This is a genomic window from Chitinophaga sp. SYP-B3965, assembly GCF_009647655.1.
Lineage (GTDB): Bacteria > Bacteroidota > Bacteroidia > Chitinophagales > Chitinophagaceae > Chitinophaga.
Map to the genome: position 1 here is coordinate 219888 of NZ_WJFD01000001.1, position 16089 is coordinate 235976.

General features: G+C 46.2%; 13 protein-coding genes. 5 read left to right on the top strand and 8 right to left on the bottom strand.

Features of this window, described 5'->3' with window-relative positions; translation table 11 throughout:
* Positions 1–200: 200 nt before the first annotated feature.
* From GFS24_RS00840 to GFS24_RS00855, 4 genes are read left to right on the top strand one after another with little or no spacing between them, the layout of a single operon-like run.
* Complete coding sequence (locus GFS24_RS00840; RefSeq protein WP_153657678.1) at positions 201–3449, top strand: SusC/RagA family TonB-linked outer membrane protein; 3249 nt, start codon at positions 201–203, stop codon at positions 3447–3449.
* 18 nt (positions 3450–3467) lie between these two features.
* A complete protein-coding gene (locus tag GFS24_RS00845; protein WP_153657679.1) occupies positions 3468–5060 on the top strand; it encodes a RagB/SusD family nutrient uptake outer membrane protein in 1593 nt (530 codons plus the stop codon).
* Between the two features lie 18 nt (positions 5061–5078).
* A complete protein-coding gene (locus GFS24_RS00850; RefSeq protein ID WP_153657680.1) occupies positions 5079–5747 on the top strand; it encodes a hypothetical protein in 669 nt (222 codons plus the stop codon).
* Positions 5748–5764: 17 nt separating this feature from the next.
* Positions 5765–6703, top strand: a complete 939-nt coding sequence (locus tag GFS24_RS00855) for a DUF5007 domain-containing protein (protein ID WP_153657681.1) — start codon at positions 5765–5767, stop codon at positions 6701–6703.
* A 37-nt stretch (positions 6704–6740) separates the two neighbouring features.
* On the opposite strand, the gene GFS24_RS00860 is transcribed toward GFS24_RS00855, so the two are convergent.
* From GFS24_RS00860 to GFS24_RS00870, 3 genes are all read right to left on the bottom strand, one after another.
* Positions 6741–7466 (bottom strand): LytTR family DNA-binding domain-containing protein, encoded by a 726-nt coding sequence (locus GFS24_RS00860; protein ID WP_153657682.1) that lies wholly within the window; start codon positions 7464–7466, stop codon positions 6741–6743.
* A 3-nt stretch (positions 7467–7469) separates the two neighbouring features.
* Positions 7470–8558 (bottom strand): sensor histidine kinase, encoded by a 1089-nt coding sequence (locus GFS24_RS00865; protein ID WP_153657683.1) that lies wholly within the window; start codon positions 8556–8558, stop codon positions 7470–7472.
* An 85-nt stretch (positions 8559–8643) separates the two neighbouring features.
* Positions 8644–10797, bottom strand: coding sequence for an outer membrane beta-barrel family protein (locus tag GFS24_RS00870; protein ID WP_153657684.1), 2154 nt, complete (start codon positions 10795–10797; stop codon positions 8644–8646).
* A gap of 141 nt (positions 10798–10938) precedes the next feature.
* Between GFS24_RS00870 and GFS24_RS00875 the strand changes: the two genes are divergently transcribed.
* Positions 10939–11265: a DUF1508 domain-containing protein gene (locus GFS24_RS00875; protein WP_153657685.1), complete on the top strand. Its 327-nt coding sequence runs from the start codon at positions 10939–10941 to the stop codon at positions 11263–11265.
* Between the two features lie 214 nt (positions 11266–11479).
* On the opposite strand, the gene GFS24_RS00880 is transcribed toward GFS24_RS00875, so the two are convergent.
* From GFS24_RS00880 to ggt, 5 genes are read right to left on the bottom strand one after another with little or no spacing between them, the layout of a single operon-like run.
* Complete coding sequence (locus tag GFS24_RS00880) at positions 11480–12337, bottom strand: TraB/GumN family protein (RefSeq protein ID WP_153657686.1); 858 nt, start codon at positions 12335–12337, stop codon at positions 11480–11482.
* Between the two features lie 9 nt (positions 12338–12346).
* Entirely contained in the window at positions 12347–13411 is a 1065-nt protein-coding gene (locus tag GFS24_RS00885) for an aminotransferase class I/II-fold pyridoxal phosphate-dependent enzyme (RefSeq protein ID WP_153657687.1), read from the bottom strand.
* A 1-nt stretch (position 13412) separates the two neighbouring features.
* The gene (locus tag GFS24_RS00890) at positions 13413–13823 is read right to left on the bottom strand and encodes a hypothetical protein (protein WP_153657688.1); all 411 of its coding nucleotides are present in this window, start codon (positions 13821–13823) and stop codon (positions 13413–13415) included.
* Positions 13820–14347, bottom strand: coding sequence for a DUF1572 family protein (locus GFS24_RS00895; protein WP_153657689.1), 528 nt, complete (start codon positions 14345–14347; stop codon positions 13820–13822). Before GFS24_RS00895 ends, GFS24_RS00890 begins: the two co-directional genes overlap by 4 nt.
* Positions 14348–14374: 27 nt before the next feature.
* A complete protein-coding gene (gene ggt / locus GFS24_RS00900) occupies positions 14375–16069 on the bottom strand; it encodes a gamma-glutamyltransferase (protein ID WP_153657690.1) in 1695 nt (564 codons plus the stop codon).
* Positions 16070–16089: the final 20 nt, after the last annotated feature.

Consider the following 16089-nt stretch of genomic DNA (forward strand, 5'->3'; position numbering starts at 1 on the left):
AAATAGATACTGGTGTATAACATTTAATTCAGCCCGATTCATTCAATTGTAATAGAAGTATCACTATTATCTCCTTACATTTTTAACAAAAATTTAAAGATTCTACCTTTCCCTTGAATAGTTTGTAAGAAAGCACGATAAGCATTATAGGATAAGCATCAAATACTAGTAACCAACAATCATTTTATCAATTCAAATCTATGACCAAGAAGCTACTCTTGTTGTGGGTCATGCTATGCATTGCTATGTTCAATGCTGCAGCCCAAGGTCGCCAGGTTACCGGAACAGTGAAGGATAAAGACGGGGTGTCACTCCCCGGCGTATCTATTCGTGAAGCGGGAACGAACAATGGCACCGCCTCCGGTACGGACGGCAAATTCTCTCTTACCTTAAAAGGAACAAATCCCAGCCTTGAACTGACTTACATGGGTTACACCAAGATCACCCTGAAAACAGATTCCCGCAATGACTACACTTTTGTTATGCAGTCTGATGCACAGCAATTGAAGGATGTGGTGATCACGGGGTATGAATCTAAAAAGCGGAAAACGCTCACCACTTCGGTAACGCGGCTGGATGCGGATGAGATCCAGAATATCCCGGCAGCCAGTGTGGTGAACCTGTTGCAGGGCCGTGTAGCTGGTTTGGCCGTGGTGAACAATTCCGGAGCGCCTGGTATTGGTGCACCGGTATTTATCAGGGGAAATGCCAGCGTGGCCAGCAGTTTCTCTGATAACCGTATTTACAGTGATCCGCTGTTTGTGGTGGATGGGATCATTATTCCTCCGGACAGGGCTTCTGCAAAAGGGTTCTCTGTGAATGCGCTGGGCTCGGGTAACAGTCCAATCTCCTGGTTAAACCCCAGTGATATTGAATCTATAGACGTATTGAAAGATGCCGCTGCCGCTGCTGTATATGGTTCCCGTGGTGCAAACGGTGTTATCATCATCAAAACAAAAACGGCCAAGTCCGGTAAACCGAAGGTAGATCTGAGAGCTTATACGGGTATCACTTTTACACCTTCTCTTTTCCCTATCCTGGGTGGTAAGGCAGAGAGCGATGCAAAAACGGATATATGGAACCGCTTTGCTCCTTATGATCAAAGAATGAGCGGCATGCCTATTCAGATGACGGACAGTTTGAATCCTTATTTCAATAATTCTACTGACTGGCAGAGCCTTTATTTCAGAACAGGGAAGATCCAGAATTATGATGCCAGTATCCAGGCAGGTAATGAAATGGGTAACTATCGCATAGGTGCCGGTTATTACAGTGAAGACGGGATTGTACTGAACACGGGCTTTAAACGTTATACGGCCAACTTTACAGGTCGTTTGCTACCCAACAAAAAAACAACCATCCTCATGCAGACTTACCTGGGCCGTACAGACCGTTCCCGTGGTAACAGCAAGAACGGGCAGGGGATCAATGCACAGGGGATCTGGAGTATTCCTTCTTCTGTTTATTCCATACCAGGTAAAAATCCGGCCGGCGGTAGTTTGCTGGATGCGTTCTCCAAGAACCGCGATAAGAACTATACCAACAGTATTAACACCAGCCTTCAGCTGATGTATGCTATCACACCGGAACTCATGTTCACGTCTACAGGTTCATTGAGTTATGCAAATGATAAACGTGATTATTTCTATGCGGCCGTAGCCAACAACGGTTCAGCAGATGCAGGTGAGTACAATGCTATCAATAACAGTTATACGATCACCAACCAGTTATCCTATAGCCACAATACAAAAAATAATGACCACAACTTCGGTGCTTTCCTGGTGCAGGAGTTTAATAAGAATACGTTAGAAGTTACACAGATCGATGCAAAGAAAGGCCCGCTGGACCCTATTCAGATCATCCAGGGATACAGCCCAAGGAACACTGTTACCAAAACAGGATATGGCGCTAACGCTACTTCTTCTGTATTAGGTAAAGTGAACTATGGTTTCCGTGAAAAATACCTCGTAGATGCATCTTTACGTGCGGATGGTTCTTCCAAGCTGGCCAGCAATAACAGGTGGGGATATTTCCCAACCGTTTCTGCGGCATGGCGTATTGCTGAAGAGCCTTTCGTAAAGAATAACCTGCCATGGCTGAATGAAGCGAAGGTGCGTTTGAGCTGGGGTAAAAATGCTAATCAGTACGTGGAGAACTTTGCCAGTGTGAATGCCTTAACGGGTTCTGCTGGTGGTTTTGACGAACCTTCTGATCTGTATGTAAGCACTTACGGCGGTTCACCTGTTGCTGTGCAGAATTTTGCGCAGATGCAGAATAAAGACCTGAGATGGGAGTACTCAGACCAGACTAACCTTGGTATTGAACTGAGCACTTTTAAAGGCCGTGTAAGCCTGATCGCTGATCTGTATCAACGTTATACAGAAGGTGGTACTTATGATGAGCAATTACCTACCAGCGCTGGTTACAGCATTATTAAGAAAAATGGTATTGATGTACTGAACAAGGGTTTTGAAATGACCCTGAGTGTGGATGTACTGGGTAAAAATAAACTGGGCCTTGGCTGGACCACCCGTTTCATGCTGGCCAAGAATGTAAATAAAGTAGCAAAGCTGCCCAACAACAACCGTCCTTTCTTCGTGGATAACGTAACCATGGTGAAAGTGGGCAGTGCGCCATATGGTTATGTGTTCATGGTAAGTGATGGTGTATGGCAGACTGATGCGGAAGTACCGGTTGATCCTTTTACCGGCAAGAAATTATTCTTCGATTATGGTTACCTGCCTTATCGTGCAGGTTCTCCCAGGTTCCTGGACCTGAACGGAGATTACAAGATCAATGACCTGAACGGTGATGGTGCGCGTGAAGTGAACGACCGTTTATGGGTAGGAGATCCAACGCCGAAGATCGAAGGCGGATGGGTGAACACCCTTACATGGAAAGGTTTCACGGTGGATATGATGTTCAACTTCAAGTTAGGGGTGAAAGTAGTGAACTCTGCTATGCAGCGTTACTGGAACTCTGTGAAGGTACAAGGTGGTGGTGGCCAGTTCCCGAACTATACCAAACAGGAATATTTTAACGGAGACTCCCAGGACTGGGGTGGTATTCCTCCCACCGATTACTATGACATCTTTGGTTTTGCACCCGGCGATCGTGGTGGTGTGGATGCACGGTTCCCTACACTGGATTACTGGACGGGTTCTATTCAAACATTCTGGAATATCTATGATTACAAAAGTGCGTTCGTGGAAGATGCTTCTTTCATGCGCCTGAAGAACCTGATGATGAGCTACAATCTTCCTGTGCCGATGATCAGACGTTTTGGCCTGGAGCGTATGCTGGTATATGCAAACGTGGAAAACGTATTTCTCCTCACGAAGTATTCCGGCCGCGATCCTGAAGCGATAGAATTCCCTTCTGGTTATGACAGGGGAAGGAACTATCCGCTGTCCCGCAAAATGACAGTTGGTTTGAATGTCACTTTTTAATCCATTTAAAGTTATTGTATGAAAAGAGGAATATATTATGTGATGCTTTGCCTCGTGGGGTTCACAGCAGTGTCCTGCAACAAGCAGCTGGACATATACCCGATAGATCAGATCCCGGATCAGAACTTCTGGTCTACAGAAAAGGAGCTGGATGCTGCAGTAGGTGGCGGATATGCCATCTTGCGCAGAACGTTGGCTGAAAGCCCAAAGAACGCCAATGATGCGAACGGTTATCATAACCGCTTTTATATGTACGGAGATCGCAGAGGGCTGATCTTCCGTTCTTATACAAAAGACCAGATCAGGGACCTTACAGATGGTGCTTTGAAAACTAACAAACTCCGCACGGAATGGGGTACTACGAGGCAGTGGGATGATATCCTGTTTAACTGGGCGCCTTTCTACCAGGTGATAGAGCAATGTAATACGGTGATTGAAAATGCGGCCCGCGTACCGGATAATGAATTCTTTGGAGAGCGCAGCCGTGAAAGTTATGTAGCGGAAGCGCGTTTCCTGCGCGCATTCACTTACTTCTATATGGTAAGGGTATGGGGTAATGTACCGATGGTCACTAAATCTAAAACCGCAGATAAACTCGGAAGAACGGATTATAATGCTGTGCTGGATTTTGTGGAAACAGAACTGACTGCAGTAGAAAGCAAGTTACCTGCAAACTATAATATCGCCGGTAAGAAATCTATTCGTGCCACACAAGGTACTGTACAGGCAACACTGGCACATGTATATGCGTGGCGTCAGAAGTATGTGGAAGCTATTGCAGCGTCTACCAAAGTGATCAATGGTGGTGTATACAAATTGCTGACTGGTGCACAACGCGGAGAAGCCGGGGCTTCCAGTTTTATGATGGCGTACCAGCAGATCTGGAAAGGAAAAACAGATGAAGGCATCTTTGAAATAGACTTTGATGCTGCCAACGGAGAAATAGGTGTGAATGGTTCATTGGCCAACCTTACGATGTTTGGTCCTAAGGCTGCCAACCGTAATGAACCGCTGTGGGCACTGAACTTTTTAAAGATCGGTGATTCCACCAATGCAAAAGGCACGCGTACTTCACAGCTGGCTACACCCAAACAGTTCTTCCCTGATACCACATCAGATCTCCGTTATGTTGCGCAGTTCGATACATTGAACAGCCCTACCAATCCGGCGCTGACCATGTTCACTAAATATCAGTGGGTAGTAGATCCTACCAGGAACCTGTATGATGCCAATATCGTGATCTTCCGGATGGCAGATATCATACTGCTGAGAGCGGAAGCGAATGCTGCATTGAAAAATTATGCGCCTGCCCGCCAGGACCTGAACACGATCCGTACCCGTGTATGGACAAAAACTTTCACTGGCGCAGATGACCAACTTCCGATGGAAATTTTCAGAGAGCGTACCCGTGAATTACTGGGTGAAGGACATTACTTCTATGACCTGGTGAGAACGCGGTTGCTGATAGATCCGGATTATGTGAAAGTACCGCTTCGTCCTGATGTATTACCTGCCGATTTCAATGATGGCGCATGGACCTGGCCTGTTTCCAACAAGGCTTTTGTGGACAATCCGAGTATGGAGCAAATGCGTTACTGGCAGCGTTATTAATCTTTAAAAAAAATCAAGATGAAAAAAATCAGATATATTCTTTCGTTTGCTATCCTGCTTGCGTTTGCTACAGCTTGTCAGAAAGAACATTTCACAGATGGTGGCGTTCGCACAGGTAAGCTCAATATGAGCGTCTACGATTTCCTGAAATCCCGGCCGTTTGAATTTGATACCATTGTATGGATACTGGACAAAACGGGCCTTGCAGACGCGTTAAAAGAGAATAACGTTACTTTTTTTGCGCCACGCGATCTCAATGTGGTAAACTATCTCAAAAGGATAGGGGGTGCAAGACTGGATACGGTGAATGTGGATACACTGCGTAATGCCATGAGCAAATACATATTTCCCGGGAAAAAAGTCTGGAGAGATAGCATTCCCCTGGAAAAGAGTCCTGAAGGTGGTATGCTGATCACCAGCCTGAATGGTTACCAAATGTACCTGGATACCTGGAGGGATGCCTATAACGGTATCCCCAACGCCGGCCCGATCTTTATCCGCATCTGGGATCCGCATGGTTATACAGCTAATCCTATCCGCAGGTTTGATCCCATCACAAAATGGCCGGAGCTGCAGAACAGGTACAATCCCTGGGTAAATTCCGGTATCATAACCAGTAACCTGGAAGCTACCAACGGCGTAGTACATGCAGTAGCAGGTAGCCATACGTTCAATTTCCCTTATTAAGTTTTAAAATAAAACTCATGACTACATTATATAAAAATATAGCAAAAGCAGTGATGCTGGTGGCGCTGACAGGAGGTGTGATCTACAGCTGCCGTAAAGTGGATATGCAGGATGGTTACTTTGGTGAAAATATCCGTTATAAGGATAAGATCATTACCCTGGAAACCGGCCGGGATGCTTATAAAGGAGATCTTATACTGGATCGTTCTACCCTGCCTATTACGGTAGAACTGGCAGATATCCGCCGTTGGGATGGTAAGCCGGCTCCGGAAATGAAACAGGAAGTAGATGCAGTGGAGTGGGTGGAAGAATTTACAGGACAGGAAAAGACATTGGAAGAACTGGAGAAAAAGAAAAAGATCGTGAAGCGCCCTGTGTTTGAGATCAGCCCTTCTGATGGCCGCCTGAAATTCCGCAAGGAAAGTTATGAAATGGATTCTGCTACTTATTTCATAGATGTTAAAGTAACAAATGGCGCAGGTTCCCGTATCATCAAAAACGCACTGGAAGTGAAAGTGGTGAAAGGGGCCGATTTTGAAACCCGTGATGATGGTGCATGGATCGTTTGTTCAGATTACGATTGGGATGGTTGTTCTCCTTACTTTGATTCCATCAATATCCGCATAGATAAGTTCGAATACAAAGGCCCTGGTAATAAGATCACGGTTAAGTTTAAAGACCCGAGTGGTAACTTAATGGATCCCAGGACTTTTCCGGAAGGCAGTAAACAAAAAGGAAAACGGATGCAGGATTTTGTGTTTGAACAGCGGTTGCTGGCAGACCGGATCGAGTATGATGTAGCGTATCCGTTCAACACGGCAGACCGCCAGTTCGAATGGTGGGTACCAGGTGCTGCTTTTGGTAAGAATGACCACTATGATCTGTTTGCGTATGTAAACTTTAAGGTATTCAGACCCGGCAGCTGGGAGATCACCTGGCAGGCCTTTTATCCATAGTAGAATAGTAAAAAATAAGGCCGCGAATTTCGCGGCCTTATTTTTTATTCGTCATGATCTTTTCTTTCATCAGGCTCATGAAGCCTTCTTTATAAGAATCCCCTACGGGAACTATTTCTGTGGTATGCTCCAGGTGTACAGTATTGCCCTCGATCATTTTAATATAACCGGTAGCCAGTAAAAAGGATTTATGTGTTCTGGCAAAATCACCTGCGGGCAAACGTTCTTCCAGGTCTTTCATATTCAGCAGGGCAATAATGCCTTCTCCCTGGCGGGTGTGGATCTTCACGTAGTTCTTTAATCCTTCAATGAAGAGGATGTCCTTAATGTTGATCTTGATCAGCTTTCCTTTCTGCTCTGTTTTTACAAAGATGAAATCACTTTCTTCTTTGGGGGCTGCGGCAACGGGTTCTATGAGACTCAATGCACGTTGGGCGCCTTTGATGAAGCGGGCAAAGGAAATGGGCTTTAAGAGATAATCCACTACTTCGTTCTCAAACCCTTCCATGGCATATTCACTGTAAGCGGTGGTGAGGATCACTTTGCTTTTGCCGTTGATGGCTTTAATGAAATCTATGCCGGTCATGGAAGGCATCTGCACATCCAGGAAGATCAGGTCTACTTTGTGCTGATGCAGGAGCTGCAAACCTTCTACAGGGTCTGTAGTGGAATACAGCAGGTTCAGGAAAGGTGTTTGTTTAATGTGGTGCGTCAGCAGGTCTATGGCATGCTGTTCATCATCTATCACAATACAGTTAACCATGTGTTATAAATTGATCGTTAATACTACTGTATAGAAATCCACATTCTCTTTTACAGTAAAAGTATGTTTATCTGCATACATCAGCTGCAGCCTTTGTTTTACGTTGTTAAGACCAATACCTGTAGAAAGTTCTTTGGGTCCTTTTTTCTTTTTATTGTTGATGAAGAACATAATTGTTTTTTCATCTGCTTCTGTTCTCACTATCAGCGGATTGGCCGGGTCCAGCAGATCTCCGTGTTTGAAGGCGTTCTCTACAAGGGTAATGAGCACCAGCGGTGTGATGCGTGCCTTCGGATTAGTGATCTGCTCACTGTACTGGATGCTCAGCTTATTGTTGAAGCGCATCTGGTTAATTTCGATCACATTCTTCAGGTGGGTGATCTCCTGCGACAACGCTACTTTCCCTTCTGCATCTTCTTCTTTCCCCAGCGCATACCGCATAATGTCTGAGAGTAATAATACGGCATTGGATACTTCCTCGCTTAAAGGTACTGTTTTACTATAAATGAAACTGAGTGAATTGAAGAGGAAATGCGGGTTGATCTGGTATTTGATAGCAGAGAGTTCCGCGTCCATCTTTTGCTTTTCCAGTTCTTTCTGGCGGCGGCGCCTTTGATTGTATTCAATGATGAATGCTGCCACAAAACAGATGAACAGCGTAACAAGATAGAAAAAGAAAGTGCTGAGCGAAAAGAACAGGAATTTATGTTGTTTGATGAATGTGGAGAACGCATCTGTATTGGCGCCGGATACTTTGTAATTGATGGAGGTAAATTCAAAAATAGCAGTGTATCCGTATTTTATCGTGAAAACACTTATTACGATCAATATGAACCTCGTTACTTTCTTCTGTTGCAATAAGGGCAGGCAGGCCTGGAAGATCAGGAGATAATAAGTGAGTATGAACTCCAGGATGGTTTTTGACGAATGCAGTAAGATGCCCCCGAGTTTGCTATAGGTGTCATTGGCCATCGCAGGGTCTACTGTATAGAGGAAAGAAAGCCCCAGCAATTGATGCACGATGCCTATAATGAATAAGGTCAGTAGCTTCTTCCATTCCCGTTTAAAAAAGTTTGCGATCTTTTGCTTCATATCACTGCAAATATTGGCTTCTTTCAAAAATAGTTAAAAAAAGCTTCCCGGGGCGGACCGGGAAGCTTTTGAGAAAAGAGCCAGGTTAAAGAGTAGTTGTATTGGTCCGTCCGGCTTCCGCTTCAATGGTGTTCTTACGTGCCTTGTTCTGCTTCACATTCTTATTACCGAATTTGTAATTGAAGGTGAGGTTCACTACACGGGTGTCCATCTCCTGGCGGCTGTTGTTGTCGATGGCGGCATATTTCACGTCAAAGCGGTATTGTTTTGTGTTGAAGATATCGTTCACAGCGAGTTTCAGTGAACCATCACCTTTCATGATGGTTTTGCGCAGGCCCAGGTCCACAAAGCCCATAGAGCGGAGAGAAGCATAACCCATGGCGAAAGGGCTTTGGAAAGATCCGTTCAGTTCTGCGGTAAAACCGGCAGGCAGGGTGAATACGTTCTGTGTATTGATGATAGCGGTGATGTTCTCTTTCTTATACTGCACACCATCCAGCAGGGTATTGATGTCGAGGTAAAGGCCCATCACCGTCCAGGTAGTACGGATCTTTTTAGTGAGGGGTTTGGAGATCACCAGGTTAGCATATGCGATGTTGAAGACAGCCTGGTTATCATAACTCATCACGAGGATCTTTGTCTGAGGGTCCTGGCGGAACACCACGCTCAGGTTATCTGTGCTGCGGGAATAGGCCAGGGTGGTGAAGATGGAGTAATTATGGCTCCATGTGGCTTCTATGGATTGATTGAGTACGGGTTTGATATTCGGGTTACCCTGCTGATACGTATAAGCATTCTTATAAGTAATGAAAGGGTTCACGATCTCAAAGCCAAAACGGTTAATGCTCCTGCGGTAGGAAAGACTGAACTGGTTCTTTGCATCTTTCATGTAGGAGATACTGGCACTGGGGAACAGCTGGAAGTAATCGCGGGTGAAGTGCTGATCTATCGTAAGGCTGTTACCGGTAGCGTGTGTATGTTCTCCGCGCAGTACGGCATTGAAAGTGTATTTCTTGATGGTTTTGTTGAGGCCAATATAAGCGGCATTGATATTCTCTTTGTAGATGAAGTGATTGGTTTTACCGGCATCGTTCTGCCAGTTGTCCCCATACTTATTTTCCCAGATCATATCATTGTCTGTTTCTGTGAAAGTGGTTTTGATACCGGCTTCCAGGCGCGCAAACTTGAATGGCTGCACATAGTCTGCGCTGGCGGAATATACGTTGATGCGGGAATCTGCATTGTTGCGGATATTGGTCTGGTCGCCGATGGGTTGTTTTGTTGGGTTGTAATACTGGCCGGTGAACAGGTCGTTCCAGTCTTTATTATAATTAAAGTAGTCTGCGTTGATGGTGAATTCATTCTTCTTTTTCTCACTGCCTGTTTTGAAATAAACGTTCACGGAAGGGTTTACAATGGATTGATCTCCACCGGCATCCTGCATGAAGACAGAATCGGGGAGGGCTGTTGTGTTTTCTCCTTTCCTGCCGCGGTTGCTGAAAGAGCCTTTGAGCAATACACCGGCGGAAGTGGTTTTATTCAGGTCAAAGTCTGCGCCTGCTCTTACGTTATGGGTGTTACGGTTTTCCTTATTGTAATCGTTGTCCTCCAGTTTGGTGCCATCTTTAAAACGGCGCTCAGACTTTGTTTTGGTGAACTGATTGGTATGGAGATAATCGTAACCACCGTAGATGTTCACGCCTTTGCTGCGGTTGTTCAGGGTGAATCCTTCTGTCGTGCGGGCGTAGCGGCCAAAACCACCGCTGATGGTAGCGGTACCATTGGTGCCGAGGTCTTTGCTTTTCAGCATCTTTATATTGATGATCGCGGCGCCTTGTGCATCGTATTTAGTGGAAGGGTTGCTCATGAGTTCCAGTTTGTCGATGTTGCCACCGGGGGTGCTGTTGAGCAGGTTCTTCAGGTCTTCTCCGGAGAGGCGGCTGGGGCGTCCGTCTATGTATACGGTAACGGATTTGCCGTTGAGGAGGAGGTTGTCTGTGTTGTCTATCACTACTCCGGGGGCTTTTTGTAAAACTTCCCAGGCTGTGGAGCCGGCGGCGGTGGTGGTTTTGGCAACATTTACCACCATGGTGCCGCCCTGCATGGTAATGGTGGGGGCAGTGGAGGTGATGTTCACTTCTTTGAGTTGTTTAACGGTGTCCTTTTTTTCCTGGGCATGGGCTAAACTGGAAAGGGTTAGTGTGGTAGCTGTAAGGAGAGATGTAATAATGCGTTGCATATAGGTTCAGTTTTGATAGTGCAAACATATTACGGGGTGGCGGGGAGGGGAAATTCGTTACACCAATCACCTCTTTCCAGGGATCAAAAGGGGAATTCTCCTTTAAATTGGGTATATTCAGAAAATCTCAAAAGTAATTCCATGTGTAAATTTATTATCAGAACAGGTAAGCATCATCAGTTCTTTTTTGATCTGAAAAACGATAATGGGGATGTGATCCTCACGAGTGATGCTTTTCATACTAAAGCAGCGGCTAATACGGTTATAGAGTCTTTAAAGCTGGTAGCGAAAGACGATAATAAGTATGAGCGGCAGAAGGCGGCTACGGAGCATTATTTCTTCACTGTTAAGGGGGCGAATGGGAAGCAGATTGCGAAGAGTGTGTTGTTTCCTACACCGGCGGAGCGGAATGCGGCGATTAAGAGTATTGAGGCGGAAGGGCATGATGCGGCGGTTGTGGAGGAGTAGGGTAAAGCGTTTCGCCACGGCTTGCGCCGCGGCGTTGGCTTTTTATTTTAGGGGGAGTTCTTTATTGTTGGCTTATTTTGATACGGGTGCTACCGTGTTTTTGTAGTAATAGTAGAACGTTTCGCCACGGCTTGCGCCGCGGCGTTGGTTTTTTATTTTTAGGGAGAGTCTTTATTGTTGGCTTGTTTTAATACGGAAGCTACCGTGTGCCGTTTTATTTTAGCACGGGCTCTACGGTGTATCCTTTTTTCCTCAATAAAGAAACAACCCCCTCATCCCCACCGAGATGCATAGCACCGCAAGCGATGAGCGTGGTTTCTTTGGTGGCGGCTTTCTCTATTACCGGTATCCAGTTGCGGTTGCGATCGTATACCATGATGTCTTCGAAGCCGGCCAGTTCAGGGGATTCTTTCAGGTATTCGTGGATCTCTGTGATATCCTGGCGTTTGTAGGCGCCTACCATTTTGCTGAATAATGCTTTCTGTTTAGGAAGGTTGTTGATGTAGTCCATGATCATGATGCTTTCTGTGCTATCTGGGATGGCATCAAAAACGGCTACCTGTTTTTCCATGCTCTCTAATCCTTCTATTGGCTTCTGCTGCTCTTTAGCCATTTCTATGAAAGTGCCTTCATAAGAAGCCGGCTTATCGCAGTTCAATGATTTCATCATCACGGCAGACAGTAATATCATGGGCTTCATGGTTTTGAACATGGAAACATCCATGCCAATGCTATCCTTGAAGTACCTGCTCAGCTTCTCGTAATCCTTTGGTTTGAATACATTTTGCAAAGAATAACCATCCTTTTTCTCCTGCATGGATTGCATCAGTTTGCCCATCATCTCCGGATCATCCATATCCATTTCCAGGTAGATGGTCTTAGACGCACTGAAAGCTTCTTTCAAATGTGCAGAGAGGAAGAAATCATCCGGGCATATCATATGGATGGTGCCATACAGATAGGAGGGCTGTTTTAAGCCTTTTCCTGAGATCTTGTACAAAAGGGAGTGCTGCGCGAAGGTGGGTAACAGGAACAATGCCAAAGCGGCTGTAATAAGGGTTCTTTTAAACATAATAATGAATTATACAGATGGATAAAACTGCGCCAGCTGGGTGGACAGGATGTTTAAGTCGGTATGGGTATGCAGGGCTGAAAGCACCACGCGGTTGATCCGCTGGCCCATTGGGTCCGGATAGGCAAAAGAAGAAATGAAAGTATCCCGCGAAAGGAGATAGGTGTATACGTGTTCTTTCTCTTTTTTGTCTTCCAGTACAAACATGGGCAACTGATGCGGATGGTGTATGCCGTTGATACCTGCGTTCAGCCGTTTGAATTCAATGATCAGGTCTTTTAATCTTTTACGGGCAGTGGCGTAAGCGCCTGCTGCATGTAGAAAGGTGTAAGCGTAAGCAGGGATCATGGGCGTGCTGGCCGTAAAGATGGGGCTTCTGCGGATGGCTGCAACGTCCGCCGCATGTCCTGCAATAAAACCACCTTCCAGGCTGAATGCTTTGGCCATGGAAGCTGCGATCATATAATGCAGGGCAGGGCTGTCCGGTAAGATGTGAATGCTGCCTTCTCCTTTTTCTCCCAGGATGCCCACACCATGAGAGTCATCTATTAATACCATCACTTTCTTCTCTATCTGCCGCAGGGCTTCAAAATCATTGACAGTGGCGGTTAAAGGATTTACAGCGTCTGCAACAATTACGTATTGATGGTCTTCTCCTTTGTTCACCATTTCTACTACCGTCGTGATCCAGTCCTGCCAATGGCCGACAGGCACCAATGCACCAGGGTATTGTAAGGAAGGATGTGTGCCGGGTGCAAATAATATTTCTCCTTTTGTAGTGGCATACGTGATAGCAGCCTGCGCCGCCAGGTATCCGGAAGAAAAGCAAACGGCAGATTGCTGCTGTAATAAAGCAGCGAGTGCATGTTCCACTTCTTCGTACAGCTTTAACTGCATGTTGGAGATGCGGGAAGAAGGGTATACACTTCCAAAGCGACCGATCCCTACCGCTAAAAGATCGCGGAAGGTATGGGAAGAATGCATGCCCAGGTAGGAAAAACCGGAGAAGTACAGGCAGGTCCTGCCTTCTATCAGGGCTGTTCTGCCGGGCGTGTTTTCTGTGATCTTGATCATGCTATTGTTTTCTCGTACGGAGTATGAAATGATAATCGCCGGATTCTACTTTCATGTCAAACAATTCATCGCTGAGTTTTACTACTTCCACCAGGTGTTCTACTTTGCGGTCGCCGTTGGCTGCCGTAACGGAAATGATGCTGCCATTACTGAGCAGCTGATACTTCCCGGAATCCGGTTTGCCGGCAATGGTGGCAATGAAGAGACCGTTGTCAAAGAACTGGTAATACGCATCGCTGTAATATCCGCTTTTCAGATCTTTTGCCTGTGTTAACTGTACGGCGTTATAGCCATCCTTTGCAGGAATGGTTACATCGTATACTTTCCATTTCTTGTTCTTTAGCAGGGTTTCTGTTTTACCGGAACCGCAAGCCATTAATATGATGGTGATACCTGATAATAAATATTTCATTTGCCGGCGGCTTTTTCCTGGTTGAATTGCTGAGAGTTTCCTTTGGGGATAGAAAGGCTTTGCCATCCTTCTCCCTTTAATACTTTACCGATGTAAACGATCTGGCCTACATGGTAGGGGTGATGCGCTAACTGGCGGTTGAGGGCATCTATTACGATCAAAGGTTCTGTTCTGATATGAATGGTTTTGGAGAGGTCGGCTTCGGTGAGACTTTCTATGGCCTGCATCATGCAGCTCCAGCCTTTCTCCCAGATGGCGAGCATCTCTGCTTTGGTGCCGTTGGGAGCATCGTCTTCGAATTCTGCGTCCCGTTGCCGCCAGGGTTTTTCTCCGTCTGTGGTGAGGAAGTCCGTAAAGCGGGACAACATATTACCGCTCATGTGTTTCACGATGATGTAAATGTTGTTGGGCTCTCCGGCAGGTTGCCAGTGGATCTGTTCATCTGTTAGCTGTGCAAAGGTTTTCTCTGCGAGCGTTTTGTAGCCGAGTAAACGATCCTTCACACTATCGAGGTAAATATTCATATATACAAGTTACGAATTCGTGGATAATCAAAAGCCTGCTGCGCTGTCATCTCCTCTTTTATCTCCTACGGCTTCTATTTTACCGTTTGCATGGATCTTGATGAGTTCTACTCTGCCGATGGGATTGCTCTTTACGATCTTATACCCCATTTTCTCCAATGCCAGTGCAGTGCTGTCCGGGAAATCCTTTTCAACTTCTACTACATCCGGTAACCATTGGTGATGGAACTTAGGTGCGTTCACTGTGCTGCTTGCATCCAGTTTGAATACGAGATCATTTAGCAGTGTCTGGAACATGGAAGTGATGATGGTAGAACCACCGGGCGTGCCGGTTATCAATACGGGTTTATTCTCTTTCATCACGATGGTGGGTGTCATACAGCTGAGCATTCTTTTGCGTGGTGCGATGGCATTTGCTTCTGCGCCAACAAGGCCATATATATTGGGTGAGCCGGGTTTTACGGAGAAATCGTCCATCTCATTGTTGAGGATGAAACCGGCGGCTACCACGCGGCAGCCATAACTGCTGTTGAGGGTGGTGGTGACGGAAACGGCGTTGCCTTGCTGATCCACTACGCTGAGATGCGTGGTTTCTGTACTTTCCGGCATGATGTTCCCTGCTGCTATATTTTGACTTACGGAAGCGGTGCCGGGTGTGAAGGACAACATTCTTTCGCGTGCATATTTTTTATCGGTGAGTTTTTTAACGGGCACTTTTACAAAGTCCTGATCTCCGAGGAATACGGCGCGGTCCGCATATGCTCTCCGTTCTGCTTCTATCATCACCTGTACGCTTTTGGCGCTGTGGAAGCCCCATTGCTGTAAGGGATATTGTTCCACCATGTTCAGCATTTGCTGCATGCCGATGCCGCCGCTGCTGGGTAAAGGCATGGTGAGTATGTTATATCCTGCAAAGGTGAACAATAAGGGCTGGCGTACTTTGGCCTGGTAGTTCTTCAGATCATCCAACGTGATAATGCCGTTACCGCGTTTCATTTCGGCTACTACTTTTTGGGCTGTTTCACCTTCATAGAAACCTTTCATTCCCTTTGCGGAGATCAGTTGTAAGGTATGGGCGAGTTCTTTTTGTATGAGGGTATCGCCTTTTTTCCAGGGCTCGTTTTTTACGAAAGCGGTGGGTTGAGTATTTAAACGGAGGAACGATTCTCTTTGCCTGTTGAGGCCTGCGGCCTCGGCGGCTGTGATCACAAAACCTTTCTCTGCCATTAATATGGCGGGGGCAATGAGTTTTGCGAAGGGGAGGCGGGCATGTTTATGTGCGGCAAACAAACCGGCTACGGTGCCGGGTACGCCGGCGGCTAAATGTCCGTCCAGGCTTTTGCGCGTTTGGGCAACACCGTTGGCATCCAGGTACATATCCCGGTGTGCTGCGGCAGGTGCTGTTTCCCGGTAATCGAGGGTGATGTTATCTCCGTTTTTGGTGTGCGCTACAAGAAAGCCGCCGCCACCAAGGTTTCCAGCCTGCGGATAAACCACAGCGAGCGCCAGTTGCGTGGCAATGGCTGCATCTATGGCATTGCCGCCCTGCTGCATGATCAATACACCAGCTTTACTGGCCAGGGGGTGTGCGGAAACTACCGCACAATTGCTTATATTTAGGTACTTATCAACCGAATAATTATAAGGGTCCAGCGTAACCTGCTGCGCAGCAAGGACCAGAGGAGCCATAACGAAGAACCATAAGATTAAATACCGTCGCATAAACAGGTTGTTTACATCGA

Coding starts and splice junctions, on each gene's coding strand:
- GFS24_RS00890 (WP_153657688.1), bottom strand. CDS start 13,823: ATGAAATATTTATTATCAGGTATCACCATCATATTAATGGCTTGCGGT.
- ggt (WP_153657690.1), bottom strand. CDS start 16,069: ATGCGACGGTATTTAATCTTATGGTTCTTCGTTATGGCTCCTCTGGTC.
- GFS24_RS00860 (WP_153657682.1), bottom strand. CDS start 7,466: ATGGTTAACTGTATTGTGATAGATGATGAACAGCATGCCATAGACCTG.
- GFS24_RS00855 (WP_153657681.1), top strand. CDS start 5,765: ATGACTACATTATATAAAAATATAGCAAAAGCAGTGATGCTGGTGGCG.
- GFS24_RS00865 (WP_153657683.1), bottom strand. CDS start 8,558: ATGAAGCAAAAGATCGCAAACTTTTTTAAACGGGAATGGAAGAAGCTA.
- GFS24_RS00880 (WP_153657686.1), bottom strand. CDS start 12,337: ATGTTTAAAAGAACCCTTATTACAGCCGCTTTGGCATTGTTCCTGTTA.
- GFS24_RS00895 (WP_153657689.1), bottom strand. CDS start 14,347: ATGAATATTTACCTCGATAGTGTGAAGGATCGTTTACTCGGCTACAAA.
- GFS24_RS00845 (WP_153657679.1), top strand. CDS start 3,468: ATGAAAAGAGGAATATATTATGTGATGCTTTGCCTCGTGGGGTTCACA.
- GFS24_RS00840 (WP_153657678.1), top strand. CDS start 201: ATGACCAAGAAGCTACTCTTGTTGTGGGTCATGCTATGCATTGCTATG.
- GFS24_RS00870 (WP_153657684.1), bottom strand. CDS start 10,797: ATGCAACGCATTATTACATCTCTCCTTACAGCTACCACACTAACCCTT.
- GFS24_RS00850 (WP_153657680.1), top strand. CDS start 5,079: ATGAAAAAAATCAGATATATTCTTTCGTTTGCTATCCTGCTTGCGTTT.
- GFS24_RS00885 (WP_153657687.1), bottom strand. CDS start 13,411: ATGATCAAGATCACAGAAAACACGCCCGGCAGAACAGCCCTGATAGAA.
- GFS24_RS00875 (WP_153657685.1), top strand. CDS start 10,939: ATGTGTAAATTTATTATCAGAACAGGTAAGCATCATCAGTTCTTTTTT.